At 60.5% G+C, this 25,261-nt stretch carries 25 protein-coding genes; 13 read left to right on the plus strand and 12 right to left on the minus strand.

The genetic code is table 11. The annotated features are described in order from the left end of the window. Positions 1 to 6 precede the first annotated feature (6 nt). From QP922_RS10030 to QP922_RS10060, 7 genes are all read left to right on the plus strand, one after another. Positions 7 to 417 carry a PaaI family thioesterase gene (locus tag QP922_RS10030; protein WP_284809295.1) on the plus strand — a complete coding sequence of 137 codons (411 nt, stop codon included), beginning with the start codon at positions 7 to 9 and terminating at the stop codon, positions 415 to 417. Positions 418 to 693: 276 nt separating this feature from the next. Continuing rightward, positions 694 to 789, plus strand: a complete 96-nt coding sequence (gene kdpF, locus QP922_RS10035; RefSeq protein WP_039672809.1) for a K(+)-transporting ATPase subunit F — start codon at positions 694 to 696, stop codon at positions 787 to 789. Continuing rightward, a complete protein-coding gene (kdpA, locus tag QP922_RS10040; protein WP_502869606.1) occupies positions 789 to 2,501 on the plus strand; it encodes a potassium-transporting ATPase subunit KdpA in 1,713 nt (570 codons plus the stop codon). Before kdpF ends, kdpA begins: the two co-directional genes overlap by 1 nt. After that, positions 2,498 to 4,567, plus strand: coding sequence for a potassium-transporting ATPase subunit KdpB (kdpB, locus tag QP922_RS10045; RefSeq protein WP_502869604.1), 2,070 nt, complete (start codon positions 2,498 to 2,500; stop codon positions 4,565 to 4,567). Before kdpA ends, kdpB begins: the two co-directional genes overlap by 4 nt. A 29-nt stretch (positions 4,568 to 4,596) precedes the next feature. Continuing rightward, positions 4,597 to 5,148, plus strand: coding sequence for a potassium-transporting ATPase subunit C (locus QP922_RS10050; RefSeq protein WP_070669780.1), 552 nt, complete (start codon positions 4,597 to 4,599; stop codon positions 5,146 to 5,148). A 23-nt stretch (positions 5,149 to 5,171) separates the two neighbouring features. Next, positions 5,172 to 7,769 (plus strand): ATP-binding protein, encoded by a 2,598-nt coding sequence (locus QP922_RS10055; protein WP_284809297.1) that lies wholly within the window; start codon positions 5,172 to 5,174, stop codon positions 7,767 to 7,769. Next, on the plus strand, positions 7,766 to 8,503 hold the full coding sequence (locus QP922_RS10060; protein ID WP_284809298.1) for a response regulator: 738 nt from the start codon (positions 7,766 to 7,768) through the stop codon (positions 8,501 to 8,503). The genes QP922_RS10055 and QP922_RS10060 overlap by 4 nt, the downstream gene beginning before the upstream one ends. On the opposite strand, the gene QP922_RS10065 is transcribed toward QP922_RS10060, so the two are convergent. The 10 genes from QP922_RS10065 to QP922_RS10110 form a co-directional block, all read right to left on the minus strand. Next, positions 8,491 to 9,342 (minus strand): 3-hydroxyacyl-CoA dehydrogenase family protein, encoded by an 852-nt coding sequence (locus QP922_RS10065; protein ID WP_284809299.1) that lies wholly within the window; start codon positions 9,340 to 9,342, stop codon positions 8,491 to 8,493. The genes QP922_RS10060 and QP922_RS10065 overlap by 13 nt on opposite strands. Positions 9,343 to 9,370: 28 nt before the next feature. Beyond that, a complete protein-coding gene (locus QP922_RS10070) occupies positions 9,371 to 10,138 on the minus strand; it encodes an enoyl-CoA hydratase/isomerase family protein (protein ID WP_246817003.1) in 768 nt (255 codons plus the stop codon). 1 nt (position 10,139) lies between these two features. Then, positions 10,140 to 11,336 carry a thiolase family protein gene (locus tag QP922_RS10075; protein ID WP_284809301.1) on the minus strand — a complete coding sequence of 399 codons (1,197 nt, stop codon included), beginning with the start codon at positions 11,334 to 11,336 and terminating at the stop codon, positions 10,140 to 10,142. Between the two features lie 60 nt (positions 11,337 to 11,396). Further along, positions 11,397 to 12,173: an enoyl-CoA hydratase/isomerase family protein gene (locus QP922_RS10080; protein ID WP_284809302.1), complete on the minus strand. Its 777-nt coding sequence runs from the start codon at positions 12,171 to 12,173 to the stop codon at positions 11,397 to 11,399. A gap of 11 nt (positions 12,174 to 12,184) precedes the next feature. Next, entirely contained in the window at positions 12,185 to 13,345 is a 1,161-nt protein-coding gene (gene paaE, locus QP922_RS10085) for a 1,2-phenylacetyl-CoA epoxidase subunit PaaE (RefSeq protein WP_284809304.1), read from the minus strand. Beyond that, positions 13,345 to 13,884: a 1,2-phenylacetyl-CoA epoxidase subunit PaaD gene (paaD, locus tag QP922_RS10090; protein ID WP_070669772.1), complete on the minus strand. Its 540-nt coding sequence runs from the start codon at positions 13,882 to 13,884 to the stop codon at positions 13,345 to 13,347. Before paaD ends, paaE begins: the two co-directional genes overlap by 1 nt. 27 nt (positions 13,885 to 13,911) lie before the next feature. Beyond that, the gene (gene paaC, locus QP922_RS10095) at positions 13,912 to 14,748 is read right to left on the minus strand and encodes a 1,2-phenylacetyl-CoA epoxidase subunit PaaC (RefSeq protein ID WP_284809307.1); all 837 of its coding nucleotides are present in this window, start codon (positions 14,746 to 14,748) and stop codon (positions 13,912 to 13,914) included. After that, positions 14,745 to 15,032 (minus strand): 1,2-phenylacetyl-CoA epoxidase subunit PaaB, encoded by a 288-nt coding sequence (paaB, locus tag QP922_RS10100; protein ID WP_046648767.1) that lies wholly within the window; start codon positions 15,030 to 15,032, stop codon positions 14,745 to 14,747. Before paaB ends, paaC begins: the two co-directional genes overlap by 4 nt. A gap of 48 nt (positions 15,033 to 15,080) precedes the next feature. Continuing rightward, on the minus strand, positions 15,081 to 16,067 hold the full coding sequence (paaA, locus tag QP922_RS10105) for a 1,2-phenylacetyl-CoA epoxidase subunit PaaA (protein WP_284809310.1): 987 nt from the start codon (positions 16,065 to 16,067) through the stop codon (positions 15,081 to 15,083). A 150-nt stretch (positions 16,068 to 16,217) separates the two neighbouring features. Further along, on the minus strand, positions 16,218 to 16,676 hold the full coding sequence (locus QP922_RS10110; protein WP_284809311.1) for a hotdog fold thioesterase: 459 nt from the start codon (positions 16,674 to 16,676) through the stop codon (positions 16,218 to 16,220). A 101-nt stretch (positions 16,677 to 16,777) separates the two neighbouring features. Here QP922_RS10110 and QP922_RS10115 point away from each other — a divergent pair, with 101 nt between their 5' ends. The 5 genes from QP922_RS10115 (at position 16,778) to metS (ending at position 22,600) form a co-directional block, all read left to right on the plus strand. Continuing rightward, on the plus strand, positions 16,778 to 17,413 hold the full coding sequence (locus QP922_RS10115; protein WP_070669768.1) for a TetR/AcrR family transcriptional regulator: 636 nt from the start codon (positions 16,778 to 16,780) through the stop codon (positions 17,411 to 17,413). Positions 17,414 to 17,749: 336 nt separating this feature from the next. Continuing rightward, entirely contained in the window at positions 17,750 to 19,015 is a 1,266-nt protein-coding gene (locus tag QP922_RS10120) for an AMP-binding protein (RefSeq protein WP_371327546.1), read from the plus strand. Positions 19,016 to 19,131: 116 nt separating this feature from the next. Beyond that, positions 19,132 to 20,457, plus strand: coding sequence for an MFS transporter (locus tag QP922_RS10125; RefSeq protein WP_284809313.1), 1,326 nt, complete (start codon positions 19,132 to 19,134; stop codon positions 20,455 to 20,457). A gap of 282 nt (positions 20,458 to 20,739) precedes the next feature. Further along, positions 20,740 to 22,401 (plus strand): sodium-dependent transporter, encoded by a 1,662-nt coding sequence (locus QP922_RS10130; protein ID WP_284809314.1) that lies wholly within the window; start codon positions 20,740 to 20,742, stop codon positions 22,399 to 22,401. 25 nt (positions 22,402 to 22,426) lie between these two features. Then, positions 22,427 to 22,600 carry a methionine/alanine import NSS transporter subunit MetS gene (gene metS, locus QP922_RS10135; RefSeq protein ID WP_070533705.1) on the plus strand — a complete coding sequence of 58 codons (174 nt, stop codon included), beginning with the start codon at positions 22,427 to 22,429 and terminating at the stop codon, positions 22,598 to 22,600. On the opposite strand, the gene QP922_RS10140 is transcribed toward metS, so the two are convergent. Further along, positions 22,597 to 23,562: an acrylyl-CoA reductase family protein gene (locus QP922_RS10140; protein WP_284809317.1), complete on the minus strand. Its 966-nt coding sequence runs from the start codon at positions 23,560 to 23,562 to the stop codon at positions 22,597 to 22,599. The genes metS and QP922_RS10140 overlap by 4 nt on opposite strands. Positions 23,563 to 23,649: 87 nt before the next feature. Between QP922_RS10140 and QP922_RS10145 the strand changes: the two genes are divergently transcribed. Then, complete coding sequence (locus QP922_RS10145) at positions 23,650 to 24,225, plus strand: VanZ family protein (protein ID WP_284809319.1); 576 nt, start codon at positions 23,650 to 23,652, stop codon at positions 24,223 to 24,225. A 12-nt stretch (positions 24,226 to 24,237) separates the two neighbouring features. Here QP922_RS10145 and QP922_RS10150 read toward each other — a convergent pair whose 3' ends face one another. Next, positions 24,238 to 25,260, minus strand: a complete 1,023-nt coding sequence (locus QP922_RS10150; protein ID WP_284809320.1) for an NAD(P)-binding domain-containing protein — start codon at positions 25,258 to 25,260, stop codon at positions 24,238 to 24,240. Position 25,261 lies beyond the last annotated feature (1 nt).

Here is a 25,261-nt window from a genome sequence, read left to right on the forward strand (position 1 = left end):
TACTGCATGGCCGCGGAGGTATGGAAGATTCAGTTGGGTGAGCTGGACAAGAAGATGGGCGTAGAAATCCTGGAAGAGTCAGCTCAGCGAGTGGTGGCCACCATGCCGGTTGAGGGCAATACCCAATCTTTCGGTCTGCTCCACGGTGGTGCCATGGCCTGTATCGCCGAGGCCGTTGGCAGCTGGGCGGCGGTGATTCACGCTTCAACCTTGGGCAAGGTCGCCGTCGGCGTGGACATTAACGCCACGCACCACGCCTCTGGGCGCACCGGCCTAGTCACGGCGACGGCCACCGCGATCAAGCTGGGCAAGACGCTGTGCTCCCACGAGATCGTCATCGTTGATGACGAGGGGAGGAGACTGTGTACGGCGCGCATCACGAATGCGTTGATTTCCCCTAAAGCGGAAGGGAGGTAAGGGAGTCCGTAAATAAAGCGTAAAAATCGGGGTCAAGGGGTGTAAAGATGCCGCAAATAACCCGTAGGTCTAGGGGAGAGCGGGCCTAACGTCAATGATCGGCAGGTGCTCACCAGCACCGGCGCTCGATGCTCTGGGGCACCGGGCACACCTTGTATTGCTTTCACCCAAGGGGGTCTCTCCCACATGTTGGACATTCTGGTCATCGTGATCGTGGTCCTTACATTTAGCGCTCCCTCCGCCATCAACGAGTTTATGGACGGAGACGCGTAAATCATGAACACCATCACAGCGGTCATTGGGCTCATTATTGTTGTCGCGCTCGTGGCCTATCTCATCATTTCCCTTATTGACCCGGAGCGTTTCGCATGATCGCCAGCATTGTGGCGGTAGCACCGCAGTACCTCGCCCTCCTTGCCCTTCTAGCGGCGGCTTATGTGCCGCTTGGTAACTGGATGGCCCGTGCCTATACCTCTGAAAAAGACTGGGCTGTCGAGCGCCTCGTGTACAGAATTTTGCGGGTTGACCCCAACCGGGGCCATAACGCCAAGAACTACACTCGTGCGCTGCTGGGCTTCAGCCTAGCCTCTGTCTTGGTTCTTTACGCAGTGCAGCGGCTCCAAGCAGTGCTGCCAAGCTTTGGCAACGCCCGCGAAGACGCAGTGGAGCCGTGGATGGCCTTCAACACCGCGGCTTCCTTTACCTCCAACACCAACTGGCAGTCCTATTCTGGCGAAGACACCCTGACCAATGCTTCGCAGATGCTGGGCCTGACCGTACAAAACTTTGCCTCGGCTGCTGTGGGCATGTGCGTGGCTGTTGCGTTGATCCGCGGCATCGGCCACCTGGGTTACCAGCGCGACGTGGCAGCAACGAAGGATGGTCAGAAGCTCATCGGTAACTTCTGGGTGGACCTCACCCGTGGTCTGGTTCGCATCCTGCTTCCCCTGTCACTCATCATCTCCACCGTGCTCATCCTCGGCGGAACCATGCAAACCTTTGGATCCAACCTGGTCACTGACTCTGGCGTGGATATCTCCCGTGCTCCCGTGGCCAGCCAAGAAGCTATCAAGCTGCTGGGCACCAACGGTGGTGGCATCTTCGGAGCCAACTCTGCGCACCCGTTTGAGAATCCAACGGGCTTTACCAACCTGGTGGAGATCTTCTCCCTGCTCGTCATCTCCTTCTGCATGATTCGCACGTACGGTGTGATGCTTAAGTCGCAGAAGCACGCGTGGACGCTGCTTGGCGTTGCCGGTGGACTGTGGACCGTGATGGTTGTCCTAGTGACCTGGGCACAGCACACCCTCGTCGGCGGTGCGTCCCAGCTGGCAGGCGCCAACTTGGAAGGTATCGAACAGCGCCTTGGCATTGACGCCTCGGCATTGTTCGCCGTGTCCACCACGGGTACCTCGACGGGTGCGGTGGACTCCATGCACGATAGTTATTCTCCGCTGGGCGGCGGCTTGCTCATCCTCAACATGTTGCTGGGTGAGATCGCTCCAGGCGGTGTGGGCACTGGCCTCTATGGTCTGTTGATTGTGGCCATCCTCGCAGTGTTCATCGGTGGTCTCCTGGTAGGCCGCACACCGGAGTTTATGGGCAACAAGATTGGACGCAAGGAAATTTCGGCAGTCAGCCTCTACATCCTCACCATGCCGGTTCTAGTCCTCGTGGGCGTCGGAGCCTCCGTGGCGCAGCGCAAGCTGGTTGAGCTCTCTGCAACCAACTTCGGCGCGCCGGGCACAGCGGACAATGCGCACGGCCTCTCTGAAGTGCTTTACGCGTTTACCTCCGCGGCCAACAACAATGGCTCGGCTTTTGCAGGTCTCACGGTGACTGAGCCCTGGTGGCAGATCACGTTGGGCTTGGCCATGCTGTTGGGCCGCTTCCTGCCGATCGTCTTCGCCCTATACCTAGCCGGAAGCCTGGCAGGGCAGAAGCGCCAGGCCACCACTGCCGGCAGCTTGCCCACGTCCGGCATCACCTTTTCCCTGTTGACCATCGGCGTCATCCTGCTGGTCGCAGCACTCACCTTCTTCCCCGTCCTCACCCTGGGTCCCATTTCGGAGGCACTATCATGACAACCCCCACCATGACCGCTGAGCAGGTCAAGGCTCCTCGCACAAAGACTGCGGACAAAAATAGCGGTCTTGCCGCTGCGGCGCTGAAGGCGCTGCCAAGCAAAATGTCCCCGCTTGCCCAAGCACGCAACCCCGTGATGTTCGTCGTGTGGGTCGGCGCCGCACTGACTACGGTGTGGTCCATCATCAACCCCAGCTTCTACGGATGGGTCGTGACTATATGGCTGTGGTTTACTATCGCCTTCGCGGCCTTTGCGGAGGCTTATGCCGAAGGCCGCGGAAAGGCCCAGGCCGACAGCCTGCGCTCTGTGCGTGATGATGCTACTGCCAACCTCATAACGGACTCCGGCATTGAGGTGGTCCCTGCGTCTGAGCTCACGAGAGGATCTATCGTGCGAGTGGAGGCCGGAGAGACCATCCCGGGTGACGGTGACGTCATCGAAGGCGCCGCTACCGTCGACGAGTCTGCTATCACGGGTGAATCGGCTCCCGTCGTCCGCGAGGCCGGCGGTGACCGCTGTGCCGTGACTGGCGGCACTGTGGTGCTCTCTGACTCCATCAAGGTCAAGATCACCTCTGAACCGGGTTCCACCTTTGTGGACACGATGATTGCTCTGGTGGAAGGAGCCGAACGCCGCAAGACTCCGAATGAGATTGCGTTGAGCATCCTGCTCTCCACGCTGACCATCCTCTTCCTCATCGCCGTGACGGCTTTGGCTCCCATGGGTTTGTTCACCGGCGCTGAGTTGTCCCCGCTGTCCCTCGTCGCGCTGCTGGTATGCCTCATCCCGACGACCATCGCCGCACTGCTATCCGCCGTGGGTATCGCCGGCATGAACCGCCTCGTTCGCCACAACGTTCTGGCCACTTCCGGCCGTGCGGTGGAAGCAGCCGGTGACGTCGCCACGCTTCTTATGGATAAGACCGGCACCATCACGTACGGCAACCGCCAGGCCACGGGCCTGATCGTGGCTTCGGGTGTGAACGAGCGCGACGCTGCAGAAATTGCGCGCATTTCTTCTTTGGCGGATGAAACCCCGGAGGGCCGCTCCATCGTGGCTTGGTTGACGGAGAACTACTCTCTGTCTAGCGAGGGCGACGCGGAAGCTCGGAAGGCTGAAGTCATCCCGTTCAGCGCTTCTACCAGGATGTCTGGTCTCGACCTGGCTAACAGAAAGCTGCGCAAGGGCGCGGGCGACGCCGTGCGAAAGTGGGTAACTGAGGCAGGCGGCACGTGGCCGCAAGAGATCGAGGATTCAGTAACCCAGATTGCGCAAGACGGCGGTACCCCGCTGCCAGTTGCCGTGGAAGAATCCGATGGCAGCCGCAAGGTGATCGCGGTGGTGCAGCTGAGTGACGTCGTCAAGCCCGGCATGGCCGAGCGTTTCGCCGAGCTGCGCCAGATGGGTATCAAAACCATCATGGTCACCGGCGACAACCCGCTGACCGCCGCGGCCATTGCTAAGGAAGCCGGTGTCGATGACTACATCGCCGAGGCCACCCCGGAAGATAAGCTCGCCCGCATCCGCGAAGAGCAGGCGCAAGGCCGCATGGTGGCCATGACCGGTGACGGCACCAACGACGCCCCGGCCCTGGCGCAGGCGGATGTGGGGGTAGCCATGAACACTGGTACCTCCGCGGCGAAGGAAGCCGCCAACATGGTGGACCTGGACTCTGATCCGACGAAGCTTATCGACGTCGTTCGCATTGGTAAGCAGCTGCTGATCACCCGTGGTGCGTTGACCACCTTCTCCTTGGCCAACGACTTGGCAAAGTACTTCGCCATCCTGCCGGCGCTCTTCACCGCGCAGTTGCCGCACTTGGAACGCCTCAACATCATGCACCTGCATTCGCCTGAGTCCGCCATCGTGTCCGCGGTGGTCTTTAACGCGCTCATCATCGTCGCGCTCATCCCATTGGCACTCAAGGGCGTGTCGTATAAGCCAGCCTCCGCGTCCTCCCTTCTACGCCGCAACCTCGGTATTTGGGGATTAGGCGGCGTGATTACCCCGTTCATCGGCATCTGGCTCATTGACCAGGTCGTCTCCCTCCTCCCAGGCCTCTAAAGAGAACCTGCAAAGAAAAAGGAAGAACAATGCGTGTTTATCTGCGTAACCTCATTGCCGGCTTTGTCGCCGTGCTGCTCTGCGTCGTAGCGCTTGGCATGGTCTATCCGGCGGCTGTGTGGGCCATTTCCCGCATCACACCGCAGTCCGCCGACGGCAATCTCATCTACCAAGGTGAGTGCCTCGTGGGTTCTACCCAAATCCAAGACGGGGTGAGCGAGGGCCCCTACTTCTTCCCTCGCGCCGAGGGAATGAGTAACTACGGTACGAGCAGCACGGAGCTGGAGAAGAACATCCAGGAACGCCGCGCCGCTATTGCCCAACGGGAAGGCGTAAGCGAAGACCGTGTGCCTGCCGACGCCGTCACGGGCTCCGGTTCCGGAGTGGATTCCGGCATCAGCCCCGAGTACGCCGAGCTGCAAGCTCCGCGTGTGGCTCGGGAGCAGGGCATTAGCGAGGAAGAGATGGAAAAGCTTATCGCCGAGAACACGGAGCATGCCAGCCTCGGGTTTCTAGGCGAAGACACGGTCAATGTGACAACTCTCAATATGTCGTTGCCCACGCCTACTCCCTGCTCATAAAGATCAGCTCATAAGATGAAGCAATGTTGACCGAAGCAACTGCGCCGTCCTCGCGCACCAAACGCGGCACCTTGAAGATTTTGTTGGGCGCCGCTCCCGGCGCGGGCAAAACCTGCGCCATGCTTAGTGAGGCGCACACGCTGATTAACCAAGGCCGTGACGTTGTCGTCGGCATTGTGGAAGACCACGGTCGCGCATATACGAAAGCCTTGTGCGAGGGTTTGGAGATCATTCCGCGGCGCACCGTTGACGGTCTGTCCGCCGGGGAGCTGGATACCGCCGCAGTCATCGAGCGCAAGCCTGACATAGTCCTCGTCGATGAGTTTGCCCACTCCAATCCTCGCGACGAAGAGCACGAGAAGCGGTGGGAAGACATCGAAGAGATTCTGGATGCCGGAATTGACGTCATCTCGACTCTCAATATCCAACATCTGGAGAGCCTCAACGATGTTGTTAAGCAGATTACTGGCATCGCACCGCAGGAAACCGTGCCGGATGAGGTAGTGCGTGCTGCGAATGAAATCGAGCTGGTCGACGTCTCCCCGCAGCTTCTGCGCACCCGGCTTAGCGACGGACACGTGTACCGCGAAGCACGCATCGAACCTGCACTCAACAACTACTTCCGCGTGGGAAACCTCACCGCGTTGCGCGAGTTGGCACTGCTCTGGCTGGCAGATCAGGTTGATGAAGCACTCATTACGTATCGCTCGGATCAAAAAATCACCGATACGTGGGAAGCACGTGAGCGGGTAGTTGTGGCCATCCAAAACGTTGCCCATGCTGAGACCCTGATCCGGCGCGGGCGGCGCATCGCGACGAAATCTTCGGCGGAACTGCATGTGGTCCACGTTGTTTTTGGTGATTCCTTCACGTCGCGTTCCTCTTCGGTGGCGGGATCGGCGCAACAACTTGCCCGGCTGCAGACCTTGGCCCACGATGTGGGCGCGCGGCTGCACCAGGTTACTGGGGACTCCGTGCCGGAAGCTCTGCTCAACTTTGCGCGAAGCGTCAACGCTACCCAGCTTGTTGTCGGGGTGTCGCCGCGGCGGCGTTTCGGCGTGCACTGGCACAGCACAGTAGCAGAGACAGTACTGCGCGAATCCGGCTCGATTGACTGCCACCTTGTCAACCTTCCCCCGGAAAAGCCGCTTCCGCTCACGCGGATGCTGCATCCTTTCCGGCCCTTCCCGCAGCGTGCAATCGCGTGGCTTAGTTCAGCGTTGGCCTTCGTCGGACTCACTGCGTTGTTAGTGCAGGCTGACAGCCAGGACTTGGGAACAGGTACCTGTTCTGCGTTCTACTTTGCACTCATTCTGCTTGTCAGTTTGGTGGGTGGCCTGTGGCCGGCCGTGGTGGTGGCGGTGGCTTCCGGTTTGGCGGTCAATTGGTTTTTCACCGAGCCAATCCATACCTTCGACATCGCCGATCCCGCTAACGCTATCATCGCCGTGGTCATGGTGGCTATCGCTCTGGCAGTTGGCATACTTGTGCGCCGCGCCAAGATTGAGCGGGCGAATGCAGCTGTGGCTGCGCGCGATGCTGAGCTGCTTACGGTGTTTTCCCGTGCCGCGTTGAATCGCCGAGCAGATTCCTCCCCGAAAGATGCCGTGATGCGCAAGGTGGGGGAGGCATTCAATTGTCGTCGAGCGGAGCTGCTGGATGACAACGGTGACGTCCTTGCCACCTGGCGCGCAGTTAGCCCCGAGCGCACTTCGAAACACCTTCATATTCCCGAGAAAGTGCGCCATGAACAGACAGTGGACACCGTTGTGGCGAGCGAAGATGGGACGGTTCAGCTTCGTCTTGCGGGCCCGACTCTGTCTGCCCGGGATCGTGGCCTTGTCACCGTGGTCGCGGGCTATCTGGCGGGAATTGTTCGCCGCGAAAAGCTTTCTGCTGAGGCCGCGCGCGCTGATGCGATAGCCGCTGCAGACGAGCTGCGACGAGCACTGCTGTCGAGTGTCAGCCACGATCTGCGTACTCCGTTGGCAACGGCCAAGTTGGCGGTGTCGTCATTGCGTAATGCCGACATTGAATTCACTCCCGAGGACCAAGATATGCTTTTGGCAGAAACTGCGGCGAGCATCGAGGAACTCACCGGGTTGGTCACCAATTTGTTGGATTACTCCCGGCTTACCGCTGGAGCAATCACCGCTCGCCACGACGTCGTCGAGGTGGCAGAGGTGGCTCATCGTGCCATCGCTTCCTGCGCCTTTGGGCATTCCCCGGAGCAAATCGGGCGCATCCATCTGGACCCTACTGTGCGTGGAGTTACGTGCTGCGCGGATGCAGCCCTCATGGAGCGTGTCTTGGCCAATCTCTTTGATAACGCCCTGCGTTATGCACCGACTGGTCAGGTGACGATGAGTGCTCAGACCATCGCCGAACAGGTGGAACTGATTGTCGGTGATGAAGGACCGGGTATCCCGCCGGAGAAACAGAAGGAACTGTTCCAGGCGTTTCAGCGTTTGGGTGATACCAGCAACGACAACGGAGTGGGCCTTGGCCTTTCTGTTGTTCAAGGCTTTGTGGAGGCCATGGGCGGTAGCATCGAGGTGGCTGCCACCCCGGGCGCAACCTTTATTTTGCGGTTTCCCGTCGCGGGAGGAGAACAAAAATGACGTCGAAGAAAACTAGCATCGCCATCGTGGACGATGACCCGCGTCTGCTCAACACATTGAGCATTAATTTCAAGGCTCGAGGCTACGATGTTCACCCAGCACGTACAGGTGCTGAGGGACTGCAGGTGGTGTCACAGCAGCAGCCAGACGTAGTCATCTTGGACATGGGGTTGCCGGATATGGACGGAACCGTCGTGTTGGAAGGAATCCGCGGATGGTCTGCAGTACCGGTGATCATCTTGACGGCACGCTCTGATCCGCTGTTCAGCGCCGCAGCTCTCGACCGCGGCGCGGACGACTACGTCACCAAGCCCTTCTCTATGGAGGAGCTTCTGGCCCGCGTGCGCGTGGCGCTAAGACATGGTAGCCCACAGAGTCCAGTGAGGCGCACTGAGACCGCTGTGGTACGCGCCGGAGACGTTGTGATCGACGTTCCGCGCCATTCCATCACTAAAGACGGTGAGCCGCTGCACCTGACCCCCACCGAGTGGGGCGTGCTCACCACGCTACTTCGCGCCCACGGCGGCTTGGTACGCAAAGAGGATCTGCTTTCTGAAATCTGGGGCCCAGGCTTTGAGGGGCAGGGGCACTACCTGCGTATTTACACCTCCCAGTTGCGCCGCAAGCTAGAGGATGACCCAGCCAATCCCGCCTTCCTCCTCACCGAGCCCGGCTTGGGGTACCGCTTCGTGGTGCCCGAGCCGGGTGTGGGAGGGAGTGGCTACTCGGAGTAGTCGTAGAAGCCCTTGCCGGACTTGCGGCCCAGCTCCCCGCGGGCAACCATGTCCCGCATGAGTTGCGGCGGGCTAAAGCGCTCGCCCAGCTGAGATTCGAGGTACTCCGCGATGCCAAGGCGCACGTCCAGGCCGACGATATCAGTCAGTTCTAGCGGGCCGATGGGGAACTTGTAGCCCAGCACCATGGCGTTGTCGATATCGCGCGGGGAGGCCACGCCTTCCTCCACCATGCGGATTGCCTCAAGCGCGATGGCCACGCCGAGACGGGAGGAAGCGAAGCCAGGGGCGTCCTTGACCACTACTGCGGTCTTGCCCAGGCCCTCGACCCAGCCCTTGGCGGTGTCCACGAGGGCTTCCGGCGTGGATTCGGCGACGACCACCTCCACCAGCTTCGAAGCCGGAACCGGATTGAAGAAGTGCAGGCCGATGACGTCGTTGGGGATGCTCTCTGCCAGCTGGGATACCGACAGCGAAGAGGTATTGGTGGCCACGACGGCCTGTGGGGCTGCCTCAGCGATATCCCGGAAGGCGGCCACCTTGAGATCCATCGATTCCGGAACTGCCTCAACCACAAGGTCGAAACCGGCGAAAGCGGAGGCAGTGGTGGAAAAGCTGAGACGCTCATCCCAGGATTCGAAGCTGCCTTCCGCACCACGGTCGAGGGAGCCGCGGATGGCTTTGTGCACGCGCTCGCGGGCGGCGGCCACGGCGTCATCGTTGATATCCACCACGGTCACGGACGCGCCGGCGGCTAAGAAGGCATGCGCGATGCCCGCGCCCATACGGCCGCCGCCGAGCACGCCGACCTTGGCAGGAACCTGCAGTACTGAGGACATGAGTTGAATCTCCTTGTGAGTGGAAGGTTTATTTCTTGCGGTCCAGGAAGGCCTGCATCCGCTCAAACTTGGCGGGGGACTCAAAGAGCACGGCCTGGGCGATGTTATCCACCGCCGGGTGGGCCGACTCCGGCATAGAGATGAGTTGCTTGGTCAAGCGCACGGCCAGTGGGTCCTGTTGGGCAATGCGTCCGGCTAGTTCCAGAGCGCCGTCGACCAGCGCATCCGGCTCATGCAGCTCGCTGACCAGGTGGTTGGCCAGTGCTTCCTCGCCGTTGAGGATGCGCCCGGTCAGCAGAATCTCCTTCGCCAACGGGGTGCCCACGCACTCCTTGAGGCGCCAAGTAGCGCCCGCAGCGGCGGCGATACCCAGGCCCGCCTCCGGCTGCCCAAACTTGGCAAAAGGGGTGGACATGCGGAAGTCTGCCGCCAAGGCCAGCTCCAGACCGCCGCCGAGGGCGTAGCCATCCACCGCCGCGATGACGGGGGCCGGCAGTGAGGCGATGCGGTGGAAGATGCCGGAGTTGATGCCGCGGAGGGCATCCTCGCGGCGGCGCTCACGAAGCTGCGCGATGTCCGCCCCAGAGGCGAAGATCCCGCGGGGGCCCTTCGGGGTATCTACCGTGCAGCCGGTGATAATGAGGATGCGCGGATCAGACTCGAGCTGGGCGCACAGTTCGTGAAACTCCGTCACCATCTGCTCATCGATGGCGTTGCGCACCTCGGGGCGGTTGAGCTTGGCGACGACTATCTCGTCGTTCTCACCGCGCGTTGAAATCTCAATGGCAGTCGTCAATTTATACCCTCTCAATCGCAATCGCGGTGCCCTGGCCCACGCCCACGCACATGGTGGCGATGCCGCGGCTGAGCTCATCCGTTTCCAGGCGGTTGAGCAGGGTCAAAGTAATGCGGGAGCCGGAGGAACCCAGAGGGTGGCCCAGTGCAATGGCGCCGCCCCAGGCGTTAACCTTGTCCTCATCCAAGCCGAGCTCGCGGATGCAGGCGATGGACTGTGATGCAAAGGCTTCGTTGAGTTCGATGGCATCCACGCTGTCCAGCTCCCAGCCGGCGCGCTCCAGCACGTCGCGGGTAGCAGGGATGGGGCCAGTACCCATTATCTCCGGACGCACACCGCGCGCGGAGTTGGCCACCACGCGGGCGCGGGCGGTCAGGTTGTGCTTCTTCAGGGCCTCGTCGGAGGCGACAATGACGCAGGAGGCGCCGTCGTTGAGCGAGGAGGCGTTACCCGCCGTGGTGACGTCACCCAGGGAGGTCACCGGGCGCAGCTTGGCCAGAACCTCCATCGTGGTGCCCGGGCGTGGGCCTTCATCGGTATCGACCACGGTGACGTTGCCCTTGCGGTCGGTGACCTCGACGGGCACGATTTCCCTGGCAAACTTGCCGGCTTCGATAGCAGCGAGCGCGCGCTCCTGGGAACGCACGGCGAAGGTATCGGCGTCCTCGCGGCTGATACCGAAGACGTTAGCCACCTCTTCGGCGGTTTCCGGCATGGAGTAGGTCATCTTCTCCTGCTCCGTGAACTTCGGGTTGGCAAAGCGCCAGCCAATCGAGGTATCAAAAACCTGGCCTGGCTTGGAAAAAGGCTTGCTTGGCTTCTCCATGACCCAGGGCGCGCGGGACATGGACTCGACGCCACCGGCGATGACAATATCCGCCTGGCCGGATTCCACAAGGGCGGTGGCTAGGGCAATCGACGACATACCCGAAGCACACAGTCGGTTGACCGTAATGCCCGGTACGGTGTCCGGGAAACCGGCGAGCAGCCAGGACATGCGGGCAACGTTGCGGTTCTCTTCACCGGCGCCGTTGGCGTTGCCGATGATGACGTCATCCACCGCGGAGGGGTCAAGGCCAGCCTCCTCTACCGTCTTCTTGATGGCGGTGGCCATGAGGTCATCTGGGCGAACCGAAGACAGTGCGCCGCCGTAGCGGCCCACGGGGGTGCGGAAGCCGGAAACGAGATAAGCGGTCATGTTTTTCCTTAACTAGTTCTTGTGTACTGAGCTGAGTGGACTACGGGGTGCGTTGGTGGTTTAACGTCCGTGGAAGACTGGCGGGCGCTTCTCGTTGAAGGCAGCGAAGCCCTCGTAATAGTCCTCGGTATCGCAGAGTTTTCCTTGGGCGATGTTCTCGGCATCGACGCTGGCCCACAGCCCGGTGCCGTTATCGCGGATGTCCTGGACTAGGGTGCGGCTGGTGAGGAAAGCTTGGGTGGCGCCGTGGGCTGCGCGCTTGGCGACGTCCCGAGTGAACTCCAGCAGCTCCTCTGCCGGGACTGCACGCGAGAAGAGTCCTGCGCGCACTGCTTCCGCGCCGGAGATGAGATCACCAGTGATGATGAGGTCCATCGCGCGGTGCGTTCCTAGACGCTCGACGAAGAGGGAGTGCCCGCCCGAATCGAGGGTGGCGCCCAGGTTGGCGAACGGAGAGCCGAACTTGGCATCCTCGGCGACGTACACGACATCGCACGCCAAGGCGAGGCCGAGACCCACGCCGAGGCACGGGCCGTGTACGGCGGCGAAGGTGGGAGCGGGGAAGTTGTCGATCTTCTTGAGCACCGGGGTAACCACGCCCGCGAGGTAAGCAGTGGCGTCGTCTTCGCGCGGGTTGAGTCCCTTGATGTTGCGGCCGGCGCAAAAGCCCTTGCCTTCGCCGCGCAAGATGAGCGCGCGGGGGTTAAGCTGCGCGGCCTCATCGAGTGCGCGGGAGAGCTCGGCGAGATCTTCCTTTGCGAGGGAGTTCAGGGCCTTCGGGTTGTTGAATACGAGCTCGACGACTCCGGCTTCGGCGTCGTGGTGCAGGTCAATCATGGGTATTACTCCTAGGCGTCGAAGTCGAGGACGATGGCGGGCGTGGTTGGGCGCGACTGGCAGGTGAGGATGTAACCGGCCTTGACCTCGTCGGCCTCCAGTGCGTAGTTCTCCGCCATGTCGACTTCGCCTTCGACCAGCTTGGCGCGACAGGTGCCGCACACGCCGCCAGCGCAGGCGAAGGGGACGTCGGCCCGCACGCGCAGGGCCGCGTTGAGCAAGGATTCCCGTGCAGAAACTGGGGACTCAACAGAACCGGAGAGGCCATCGAGCTGGAAATTAATGCTGACGTTATCGCCTTCCGGATCGACTTCGACGTGGCGGCCAGCCTGGTTCTGGTTTCCGGAGGGCTTGCCGGTGGTGAACAGCTCGTAGCGGATATCCTTCTCGCCGACATCGCGACTGGCCAGCTCGTCGCGTACGAGCTGCACCAGCTCGAAGGGGCCGCAGAGGAACCATTCATCGACGTTGTCGGTGCGTACGACGTTATCCAGCAGGGTCTGGAGTTTTTCAGCGTCGATGCGCCCGGAGAACAACGGGTTGACGCGTTGCTCGCGGGAGAGGACGTGGTGCACGGCAAAGCGCGTGGGGAACTTGTCCTTGAGGTCACCGATCTCTTCGGCGAACATGACGTCACCGCCGCCTTTGTTAGCGAAGATGAGCTCGAAGGTGGTGTCGGGGGAGGTGTGGAGCACGGTCTGCGCGATCGCCATGATCGGCGTGATACCAGAGCCTGCGGCGATGGCTACGAGGTGTGGGTTCTCCAGTTTCTCCAGTTCCTCGCGTACAGCCTCGGGGTTGTTGAGGCCGGTTAGGTGGGTCTTCGAGGTGAATGCGCCCTGCGGGTTCATGACATCCATGGTGTCGCCGGGCTTCAGAGTGTCGTTAGCCCACGTGGAAAACACGCCACCGCGGTCGCGCTTGATGGCGACGCGCAGAATGCCATCGCGCGGCACATCGCAGATGGAGTAAGAACGGCGGACTTCCTGGCCATCGATGGTCGCCCGCAGGGCAACGTATTGGCCGGGGATGTAGTCATAGTCGTCTTGCAGCTCCGGAGGGATAGCGAAGGAAACCTCCACGGAATCCTCAGTCAGTGCGCGCACCTCGGACACGGTCAGGGTGTTGAACGTGGCCTTCTTCTTAGCGGGAGCGGAGGGAGTCGTGGTCATTAGTGCACCTTGAAGTAGTCGAAGGGTTCCATGCAGTCCAGGCAGTTGTACAGAGCCTTGCAGGACGTGGAACCGAATTGGGCAAGCTTACGTGTGCGGCGGGAGCCACAGTGGGGGCATTCGATGGCCGGCGGTGGTTCGAGTGTGAGCGGGATAGGACCTTCTGGCGTAACCCGGGTTTTCCCGCTGGGAGGCGCGATGCCATAGTCCTTGAGGTTTTGCCGGCCGGTCTCCGTCATCCAGTCAGTGGTCCACGCCGGGTGGAGCACGAGGTCAACGCGTACCTTGGCGTAACCGGCCTCGGTCAACGCTCTGGTGATGTCCGTCGTGATGTGCTCCATGGCAGGGCAGCCGGAATACGTTGGCGTTATCGTGGTCACCGCAGTGTCGCCTTCGAGGCGAGCATCCCTAAGAATCCCAAGGTCAGCGATGGAAATGACAGGGATTTCCGGATCGGGCACCTCGGCGGCGACGTCCCACACGTGGGCATCATCAGGCTGCGTGGGGCGCAGCGGGTGGGATTTATCAGTGATGGACACGATGAAACCTTGGTCCTTTCCTTGTCTCTACCAGGTCGCGCCGGGGTGCTGGCGCGCCAGGGACTGCATCTCCGCGAGGATGAAACCGCGGTGCTCGGAAAAACGCCCAGTGCGCTGTCCGGAGCGAGCTTGCTTGACGTCCGGGATGGCCAGGCCTGCCTTGTCCAGGACGTAGGCGATGCGCTCGTCGAACTGCGCGCGCAGGCTTGAGGGTAGAACCGCGATGCCTTCTGCTGCCAGCTTTTCGTGGAGCGGGAGATCCTCGAAAAGCTCGTCGAGGTAGGGCCACATGTACATCAGGCCCTCCGTGATCCGGCGGTGCGACTCCTCGGTGCCGAGGCCAAGGCGCAGAATCCATTGGTTGGCGTGATCGACGTGGTACTCAACTTCCTTGATGGCCTTGGCCGCGATAGCTGCGAGCGTCTCATCCTTCGACTCCAGCAGGGCGGTGTAGAGCCCGTATTGGTAGTAGGAAAAGAGCAGCTGGCGGGCGATGGTGTAGCCAAAGTCCCCATTTTCCTGCTCAACAAGGCGCGCGGAGCGGAACTCCTCCTCATTGCGGAAGTAGGCTAAGTCATCCTCAGTTTTGCCCCATGCGGTGCCGGCATAGGTGAGGAGGAAGCGGGCGTGCCCGATGAGATCGAGGGCGATATTACCTAGGGCGATATCCTCTTCCATCTCCGGTGCTCGCGAAATCCACCAGCCCAGGCGCTGGGCCAAGATGAGGGCATCATCGCCCAACATGAGCGCATAGTTGGCCGTGTCTTCGGGGGCGACTGCGCCGGAAGCGGCGATGTCTTCTGCGGTGATGCCGTTGCCCTGCGATTGTTTGGTCGCAGAATCGGCGGCTGCAAATCCGGTCACAGGTGCGGTACTCCTTCTGACTTGTCGTAGTACGTGGCGTGGCGGTAGCTCTTACCCTGTGGCGATTCGAAGAATCCGCCCTTGGAGTCCGGGTCGGAGGAGGCGATGGCCTCGCTGGGGACAACCCAGACGGAGGTTCCTTCGTTGCGCCGGGTATAGAGGTCACGGGCATTGCGCAGGGCCATCGTGGCATCCGGTGCGTGGAGCGAGCCGGCGTGAACGTGGGAAAGGCCACGGGAGGAACGTACGAAGACCTCCCACATGGGCCAAGTGGAGCTAGACATGGAATCTTCCTTAAAGTGTCGTGGCTGGTTGGGCAGTGTGCTTAGGCGTTAAGCGATGAGCGAGGTATCAGCCGAGTGGTGCTTCTCGGCGTAGGCCGCAGCGGCTTCGCGGACCCAGGCGCCGTCGGCATGCGCTTGGCGGCGGCGCTGCATCCTCTGCACGTTGCAGGGACCCTCGCCCTTGATAACTGCCTTGAATTCGGACCAGTCGAGCTCGCCGAAGTCATAGTGGCCGCGCTCTTCGTTCCACTTCAGGTCCGGGTCCTCGAAGTGCAGGCCAAGGGCCTCAGCCTGCGGGACGATCATGTCCACGAAGCGCTGGCGCAGTTCGTCGTTGGAGAAGCGCTTGATGTTCCACGCCATGGACTGCTTGGAGTTGGGGGAGTCATCATCCGGCGGGCCGAACATCTGCAGTGCTGGGCCGTAGAAACGGTTGATGGCTTCCTGCGCCATCTGCTTCTGCTCGGGCGTTCCGTGGGACAGCTCGTAGAGGATCTCCCAACCTTGGCGCTGGTGGAAGGACTCTTCCTTACAGATGCGCACCATGGCGCGGCCATAGGGTGCGTAGGAAGCACGGCAGAGCGGGACCTGGTTGCAGATGGCGGCGCCATCCACCAGCCAGCCGATGGCTCCGATGTCGGCCCACGTGCGCGCCGGGTAGTTGAAGATGGAGGAGTACTTGGCGGTGCCGTCGAGAAGCTGCTGCACGAGCTCGTCGCGCGACGTGCCCAAGGTCTCCGCAGCGGAGTAGAGGTAGAGGCCGTGGCCGGCTTCATCCTGCACCTTCGCCATGAGAATGGCCTTGCGCTTGAGCGAAGGTGCGCGGGTAATCCAATTGGCCTCCGGCTGCATGCCGATGATTTCGGAGTGCGCGTGCTGGGAAATCTGGCGCGTCAAGGTCTTGCGGTAGGCAGCTGGCATCCAGTCGGTGGGCTCGATGCGGGAATCCTCGGCGATGAGCTCGTCGAAGTGCTGCTGTGCTTGTGCTTCATCCGCAGCCGGGACGGCGGCGAGTGTTTTTTCTGATGGGGTCATGGGAGGAATCGTTCCCTCTCTGCTCAGTGTGGGCTGGGTAATACTTACTGACTGGTTGGTCAGTATATGGCGCAGGTGTGAGCTATGTCAACCAATTTTGTGAGCTGCGCCCTATCTCTGCATGCCCTCTGCTGGGCTTACATCTGCGCTTTACGCGTTGCGATTCTGTGGTTTAGAAGGGAGAACGCGGAATGTGCCGCGGAATTCGGCGATGGGCTTTCCCTTGATGCTGAGGGTGACATCGACAACGCCGTTGCGGCCCCATGCCTGGCGGGTAATTCCAACGCCGTCGACGACGTCCCCTTCGAAGGCGGGTGCGATGTAGTGGATCGAGTTGTGTGCGGCCACGGCCAAGTCGCCGCCTGAATTGCAGGCGCCGGCGAAGATGGAATCGGCGAACATGTACAGGTAGCCGCCTTGGGCCGTGCCGTGACCATTGCACATTTCCGGGCGGATGGTGAAGTGGCCTTCGCACGTGCCGACACCTAGAGCGGTAATCTTCGCGCCGATCTCCGCGGTGGCACGGTCACCATCGAACATGGTGCGCACGTGAGTGAACTCGGGGCCTTCGGCGACGCCGGGGGCGAGGATGGGGTGGTCGGTGCTCATGGAAAATCTCCTTGGGAAGAGCCTTCCGCAGTGACACCGAGGGAGCAAATAAAGGGTGTGGTGGCTCACTAGTCTAACGGTGTGAAGTGCACTCTGCTTGAATGGACTGCGTGAATAAAGAGAAATCCATCGCTCAGGGCGCGGCCCGTGGCCGCCCCGGCTACTCCCGTGAAGATGTCATTCGTGCAGCTGTTCGCGCTTTTACCGCTCGCGGATACGACGCCACGTCGATGGACAACGTGGCGAGCGAATTAGGGATTTCTAAGTCCGCGCTCTACCACCACATCTCCTCAAAGGAGGAGATTTTGGAGCTCACGGTGGTGCAGGCGCTGAGCCGTCTAGAGGCAGTCGCGGAAGAGATGGCTGCAGCCGATGTATCGGCGGGGGATAAGGTGCGTGGGCTGTTGCGTGGCTCGATCGAGGTGCTGTGCTCCGATCCGAAGTCTGTAGCGCTTTTGCTCCGCTTGCGGGGTAACTCTGAGGTGGAGCGTTCTGCTCTTGAGCGTCGTCGCATTCTGACGCGTTCTGTAGTCCCGCTGGTTGCGGCAGCTCAGGAGGAGGGGGCAATTCGTTCCGACGTTGATGCCTCGCTGCTGACCCGCATGATTTTCGGAATGATCAACTCGACGTCCGATTGGTATGAGCCGGAAGGACGGCTTGATGCCGATGAATTGGCTGCCACATTTGAAAGTGTCGTTTTCGGCGGCTTGGCCCCGCATGCGATGAAAAAGGGGTAGCGCTGAACGTGTAAGCCGATTCGGCGTTGGGGGCTTCATGTGGGGTGAGACCTTCTTTTGCCTATGAAATCGCCGTGGCCTGCGATAATGTGGTGCTCCTTAAAAACTTGGCCTAAATGTGTTGTCTATCACCGCTGTAGTCTGTAGTGTACGTCACAAGACTTACCTAACCGAACGGTAAGTAAGTAACGCACTTTGTGCGTGTTGTACCTGCTAATCAACTTCTTGCAGCATTTTCGAGGGAGCTCAATGGGTGTGGTATCCCCCTCCCCGAATTGAAAGGCAAATAACGTGACCGCAACGTTTGACATTTTCTCCGACCACCATGGCCCCCAGATGGGAATTGAGTACGCTTCCCGCGACGAAATTATTGCGCTGCAAACCGCGCGCGCGAAGAACGAGTTGCGTCACGCGTACTACAACGTCCCCCACTACCGCCGTGCATTTGATGAAAAGGGCGTCCATCCGGATGACTTCAAGGAGCTCTCGGACTTTGCGCTGTTTCCGTTCACGGACAAGGAAACTCTCCGCGCGGAGTATCCCTTCGGGATGTTTGCCGTAGGACAGAACCAAATTTCCCGCATCCACGCGTCTTCCGGTACCACTGGCCGTCCGACAGTTGTGGGCTATACCGAAAATGACGTGCGCATTTGGGCAGAGCTCGTGGCGCGCTCGCTGCGGGCAGGAGGCTTGCGCAAGAGCGATAAGGTTCAGATTACGTTTGGCTACGGCTTGTTCACCGGCGGCCTCGGCGCCCACTATGGCGTCGAAGCCTTGGGCGCTACCGCAATTCCGACCTCCGGCGGTCAAACGGAGCGCCAGATTCAGATCATGCAGGACTTCCAGCCGGACGCGATCTTGGGTACCCCGTCTTACGTGCTTAACCTCCTTGATCGCATGCGCAAAGAAGGTCTGGACCCGCGTGAGTCCTCCCTGCGCGCTGGTGTCTTTGGTGCCGAGCCGTGGAGTGAGGGAATGCGCCGTGAGCTTGAGGAAGGTTTTGGCATCACCGCAACCGATATTTACGGTCTCTCCGAAGTGATGGGCCCAGGCGTGGCCCAGGAATGTGTGGAGACCAAGGATGGCCTGACTGTCTGGGAGGACCACTTCTACCCGGAGATTATTGATCCGGAAACCATGCAGCCGGTTCCAGACGGTGAGTATGGCGAGCTGGTTATCTCCTCCCTCACGAAGGAGGCTTTCCCGATTATCCGCTACCGTACCCACGACATCACCCGTCTGCTCCCAGGAACCGCGCGCTCGATGCGTCGCATCGACCGTATCTCCGCGCGTAACGATGACATGATCATTCTGCGTGGTGTGAACTGCTTCCCGTCTCAGTTCGAAGAGATCATCACTGAAGATCGTGTCCTGCGCCCGCGTTACCAGTGCGTGCTGAGCAAGCGAGGCCGCATGGACCACCTCACCTTGGTAGTTGAGCACTCCCCGGAGGCGACGCCCGATCAGATCGATGCTTCTGCCCAGTGGCTGAAGAAGCAGATCAAGGAGCGCATCGGCATCAGCGTGGGTGTCGAAATTGCTGACTACGTCGACTGCGGTGAGGGCAAGGCCAAGAGGATCGTCGACAACCGCGGTCAGTAAAACTCTGCAGCGCTCTCGGTCCTTCAGGCATACCCCGCCTCACTAATTGCCCCGTTCGTTCACTGGCTTAACTGTATTCACCGTGCTTCTGCACCCATAGAGAAGAGAATCCCACTATGTCTGCACCAGTCACCCAACAGCCTGCCCAAGGGCCGGGAATTACCAAAGAACACAAACGTGTGCTTGCCGGCTCGATGGTTGGAACCACTATTGAGTGGTTTGACTTCTTCATTTACGCTCAGGCCGCCGGTCTGATTTTCGCTACTCAGTACTTCGATCCGGTTTCCAATGAAAGCGCTTCACTCGCGCAGATCATCTCCTGGGCGTCTCTGGGTATCTCCTTCCTCTTCCGTCCTCTCGGGGCGATCTTGGCCGGACACTTGGGTGACAGGCTTGGTCGCAAGCCGGTCCTCGTCGTGACGCTGGTTGGCATGGGCCTGGCAACAATGTTGATGGGTGTTCTGCCTACTTACGCATCCATAGGTATGGCAGCGCCTATCCTGCTAGTCGTACTGCGTATTCTTCAGGGACTCTCCGCTGGTGGCGAATGGGGCGGTGCGGCGATGCTGTCTGTCGAACATGCACCTGCGGGTAAGCGTGGACTATTTGGAGCGTTCCCCCAGGTTGGCGTTCCTCTCGGCATGTTCCTTGCCACCATTTTCATGCTGGTGCTCTCCTCTGTCTTGACCCCGGAGCAGTTCCTTGAGTGGGGTTGGCGCATCCCGTTCTTGTCCTCCGTTGTGCTCATCGTCCTCGGCTACCTCATTCGCCGAGCGGTGGAAGAATCTCCAGCCTTCGCAGAAATGCAGGAACTGAAGGAGAAGTCCACGGCACCGCTCGCGGTCCTGTTTAAGGGTCACCTAGGAACCGTGATCAAGTGTGCGGTCATCTTTGCTGCCAATAATGCTATTGGTTACTTTGTCATCGCCTACTTCACCGCCTATGGCACGAAGGTTGTGGGCTATACCCGCCCGCAGGCGCTTGGGGTAGCCCTCGTCGCTTCGATCGGTTGGTTCATCGGCACGCTGTACTTCGGTCATCTGTCTGACAAGGTGGGGCGCCGCACGACGTTCATTGGCGGCTATATTGTCCTTGCGCTGTACATCACCCCAGTGTTCCTAGCGGTCGATTCGGGCAATGTCATGTTGTTCGGCGCTGCTGTATGCCTCCTGGGCGTTATCTTGGGCGCGACTTATGGCCCGCAATCGGCGATGTATGCAGAAATGTTCCCGGTCAAGGTGCGCCTGTCGGGCGTGTCCATTGGTTATGCCTTCGGTTCGATTATCGGTGGCGCATTCGCCCCGATGATTGCGGAGATGCTCTACACAAGGTTCGAGACTTCGATGGCCATCGCGGCTTATGGCGTTGCAATTTCGGCCATCTCCCTGGTTGGAGTGCTCGCCGTTCCAAAGGGAATCCAGAACCGCGATCTCCACGTCTAGCCGCGCCCTAAGCTCCTCAATCTCGACGCCCCTCGGCGCTCAGCTTTAGTTCGGGACACGTTGTCCCGAATAGAAGACTGGGGGCCGAGGGGTTTCGGCGGTTGTGAAGAAGGAGTGATGTGCACCCTAGGGGGCAACAAATGAGACACAATTCTCAGAAAGTGGTACCTATAGGTCGGCAGGTAGTATAAACTCCTCCCTAATACTCGTCCGCATGTGGATGCTGAAGGTCCCTCTTTCGGGCCCGTGCGCACGGGATGTGCTCTACAAGAAGGTGCTCTCATGTCCTCAACAACCACGACAAAAACTAAGTCGACGCGCGATACGTTTAATACCCGCTTCGTATTCCTCATGGCTGCAATTGGCTCCGCCGTCGGCCTGGGTAATATTTGGCGCTTCCCCTACGTTGCTTATGACAACGGTGGTGGTGCCTTCCTTATCCCGTATATGGTGGCGCTGCTGACCGCGGGTATTCCGATTCTCTGGTTTGACCTGGCCATTGGCCACCGCTTCCGCGGCTCGGCGCCGTTGGCCTTCCGTCGCATCGGCAAGAGCTGGGAAGGCGTTGGCTGGTTCAAGGTCGGCGTGAACTTCTTCATTGCCATCTACTACGCCGCCATCATTGCGTGGGCGGCGTTGTACACCGTGAAGTCAGTGACGCAGGCGTGGGGCGATGATCCGGCCACCTACTTCATGAGTGACTTCCTCCAGGCAGACCCAGAGGCCACTTATTCCGGCAACGTTGTTCCCTCCATCCTCATCGTCATGATCCTCGTGTGGATTGTCTGTATTACGACGTTGGCCACGAGCATCAACGAGGGAATTGGCAAACTGACATCGATTTTCTTGCCGGTGCTGGCGGTCATGTTCATCATCCTTGTGGTTCGTGCCTTCTTCCTGGAAGGGGCCGCTGCAGGCCTGAACGCCTTCTTTACTCCGGACTGGTCCGTACTGAGTAACCCTTCAGTGTGGATTGCCGCCTATGGTCAGATCTTCTTCTCGCTGTCCATCGGCTTCGGCATCATGATCACCTACGCCTCTTACCTCAAGCCGCGTACCAACCTGACCAACACCGGTCTGGTTACCGCCTTTGCGAATTCCTCCTTCGAGGTCCTAGCCGGCATTGGTGTCTTTGCCACCTTGGGTTACATGGCGGCGCAGCAGGGCGTGGCCGTGGATGAGGTGGCCTCTTCCGGCATTGGCTTAGCGTTTATCGCTTTCCCGACCATCATCAATCTCATGCCGCTGGGTGGGCTCTTCGGCGTCCTCTTCTTCGGCTCACTGTTCCTAGCCGGCGTGACCTCATTGATTTCCATCATGGAGGTTGTGGTTTCTGCGGTGGCCGATAAGTTCGATGTGTCCCGACGGGTATCCGCGATTTCTGTCGGCAGTGTCATGGCGGTCCTGTCCTGCTTCCTGTTCTCCACGTCCTCCGGGTTGGTGACGCTGGACATCATGGATAAGTTCACTAACAACCTGGGTATTGTCTTTGGCTCTATCTGCGCGCTGATTGTGGTGGGGTGGATTACCGGCCGCCGCCGTGAAATCCAGCAGCACCTCAACGCCGTGTCCGAGTTCAAGGTTGGAGCCTCCTGGCAGGTCCTTACCTTCGTGGCTACGCCGCTGCTTCTGGTGTACTTCCTCGTCAACGAGATTCTCACCATCGCGCGTGAAGGTTATGAGGGCTATGCCTCGATCCAGATTGGGCTCTTTGGGTGGGCAGTTCTCGGCCTTATCCTGCTGGGAAGTCTGCTCATGCCGCTCCTAGCATTCCGCGGCCACAAGTACCTCGACGGCATGGAGACCTCGGATTACGGCGTCCCAGTCGGCGGCCGCCCCGCAGGTACCCCAAACCCATTGGCAGCCGGTACCGCGGCAGAAGTGAGCACCGAGAGCGCAGCCGCGCCCGGACACAATGCCGTGCCCGTCTCAGGCCAAAAATAACACCAAGTAGGAAAGGAGAATGACAATGACTACCAGCGCAATCCTGCTCTTTATCCTCTTCGTCGTCGTCATCTGGGGTGGACTAGTGGTGTCCTCCATCTGGCTAGCCCGCACTGACGATGACACTACGGGCGAGCTGGGCTCCGCCCCCGGTACGGATGACGAAGCCCTGTCACATCGCGTTCATCAGCGCAGTTAAATTTCCACTACAGTGCGCCCGTGGCGGGTGCCGGCACGCAGTTCCTTGGCGGCCGCGGCGACGGCGTCGAGCGGCACGGTTTCCGTAATGGAGTGCAGCAGGTCGAGGTCTAGGTGGTCGTCGAGAAGCTGCCAAGCAGCCTCACGCACCGCGCGCGGAGCGTCGACAGAGTTGCCACCCGCCAGCACGATGCCGCGCAGGATGAACGGCAGGACCGAAGCCGGCAAGTCTGGGCCGGCCGCCATGCCGGTGGCTGCGACAACACCGCCCCAGCGCACCTGCGCCAGAACGTTAGCTAGAACAGTAGAGCCGGCGGTGTCGATGGCGCCGTCGTACAGTGCTTTCTGCAGCGGGCGCCCAGTTTCCGAGAGCGCAGCGCGGTCCAGAATGTGATCGGCGCCTAGCCGGGTCAGGTACTCCGATTGGGAGTCCACGCGGCCAGTTACGGCGGTGACCTCGTAGCCGGCAGACTTGAGCAACTGTACGGCGATGGAGCCCACGCCGCCTGTCGCGCCGGTGACGAGGATGTGACCTTCCGTCGTGCCGTGCGTGCGCAACTGGTTCACGCAGATAGCCGCGGTGTAGCCGGCGGTGCCGATGGCAGCAGCATCGTGGGCGCTGAAGCGCTCCGGAACGGGGATGGTGGCCTCACCGTTGACGCGCTGCTGAGTGGTGTAGCCGCCGTGGCGGAACTCGCCTAGGCCGTCGCCGAAGGCTGCGACGAGCTGGCCCGGTTTCAAACGCTCATCCGTGGTTTCCTCCACGGTGCCTACGACGTCGATGCCGGGCACGAGCGGGTCAATGCGCATGACGCCCTTATCGCCCTCCAAAGCCATGGCGTCTTTGTAGTTGAGGGAGGAAAACTGAACATTGACCAGCGTGTCCCCTTCTGCCAGAACCTGCTCGTCCTGGAAAGTCTGGGAAACGCCGGACTCGGTGCGGGTGACAATTAGTGTGCTCATGCGCACTATCCTACCGACACTGTGAAGCAGCCTCTTAGCAGCAAATGTACTAGGAACTTGTCAGCTTTTCCTCTTACAGTGTCCACCATGAGCACCACAGAGCTACGCCACACTCGAAACCGGCTTGCGTCCGTGCCGGATCCGTACCGGCATGTGCTTCGCGACGCCCTCCTCGTCACCCTTCTCGCCCTTGTCACCGTCGGGCTGGCCACGCTGGGCAAGCCCTTCATGGACATCCCGGGCGTCGTGGATGGCTCAGCGCATGCAGTACGCAAGGTGAACCTGCATCTCTTTGGTGGTTTTGAAACAGCTTCGGTGTGGTACGGAGGGTGGAGCGATCTCTTCGGCAACATCCTTCTCTTTATGCCCTTCGGCGCGGCGATGTACGTGGTGGGGCGCAATGTAAGGCGGATTCGCTGGGGTCTCGGAGGCGCTTTGCTGTTAGGTCTCACGGTGAGCTTGGGGATTGAAACCGCGCAGTACGTTTTCTCCCTAGGCTTTAGCGATATTGATGATGTCCTCTACAACAGCGTGGGCAGCATTCTTGGCGCACTTCTCATGGCGCGGCTGAGCCGCGAGCAGCAGATGAAAGTCCTGCAGCGCCTGGGTTTTCTTCTGGCGCTGGCGTCGGTGGCGCTTATCGGAGCCATGCTGCTGAATTAGGCGTTTCGAAACTTAAGCGTTCGGGGTGAGCCGAACGCGCTCTGCGATGGTGGTTGCCACCTGCCGCGCATAAGGAGAAACACCGGTAATCGTCGCCGAACCAGGCCCAGTCCATGAGCCATAGCCCACGGGGAAGAAACCTTCCACCGTGGGTTTGCCGTTGTGGAGTAGCCCGGTGAAAGGGCGCAGGGCAGGGCGGAAGCCAGTAGCCCAGATGAGATCGCTAAAGCCCTGCTGGTTGAGCTCATCGAGGGATTCCACCATCGGCGTCGCGCGCAGGAGCCCACTATCCCGGGCCTTGAGTACGGGAGGGACCATGACGATATCGCCGAGCTCCGACTCTGAGCCTGGGTCCGGTTCGCCCTTGAGCTGAGCCAGCATGCGTTGTCGACTGCGACGAAACAGCACGCGTCCGTCGACGTTATCCGGCATCCAGCGCGGCGGGTGGGTAGTAAACCATGTAGTGTCCACGCCTTCGAGAGCGAGCTCGGCAGCGATTTGGGCACCAGAGTTACCTGCGCCCACCACGGCGCAGCTCCTCTCGTCGTTGCCTAGCGTGGAGAGAAACGGCGCGGGGCCCGGGTAGGTGGCGGTGTGCCACTGGCGGCCTTTAAACGCGCCGGGGTAGAAGGGGATAAACGGTGCGGTCCACGTACCGGTGGCGGCCACAACAGTGCGGGCACGGAACTCCTCGTGGGCGGTAGTGAGGTGGAAGAAGGGGGCGTCGACAAGCACGGCGGTGACCTCTACGCCATGCCGAACGGGCAGGTCATAGCGCTTTTCATAACGCGTGAGGTAGTCCACCACGTGGGCGGCCGGCGGGAACCCGGGGTAGTGCGGCATGGGCCAGCCGGGAAGCGCGGAGGATTCGGCATCGCTAAAGAGCGTCAGCGAATCCCACACGTGCTGCCAAGCACCGCCGGGGGAAGGGTTGGCGTCGAGGATAAGAAAGTCGAGCTTCTTTTTGCGCAGGTAGTAGCCAGTAGCGAGGCCGGACTGGCCGCCGCCAACGACAATGCAATCATAGGTATGCATC

The sequence above is a fragment of the Corynebacterium sp. MSK218 genome (assembly GCF_030232655.1).
Lineage (GTDB): Bacteria > Actinomycetota > Actinomycetes > Mycobacteriales > Mycobacteriaceae > Corynebacterium.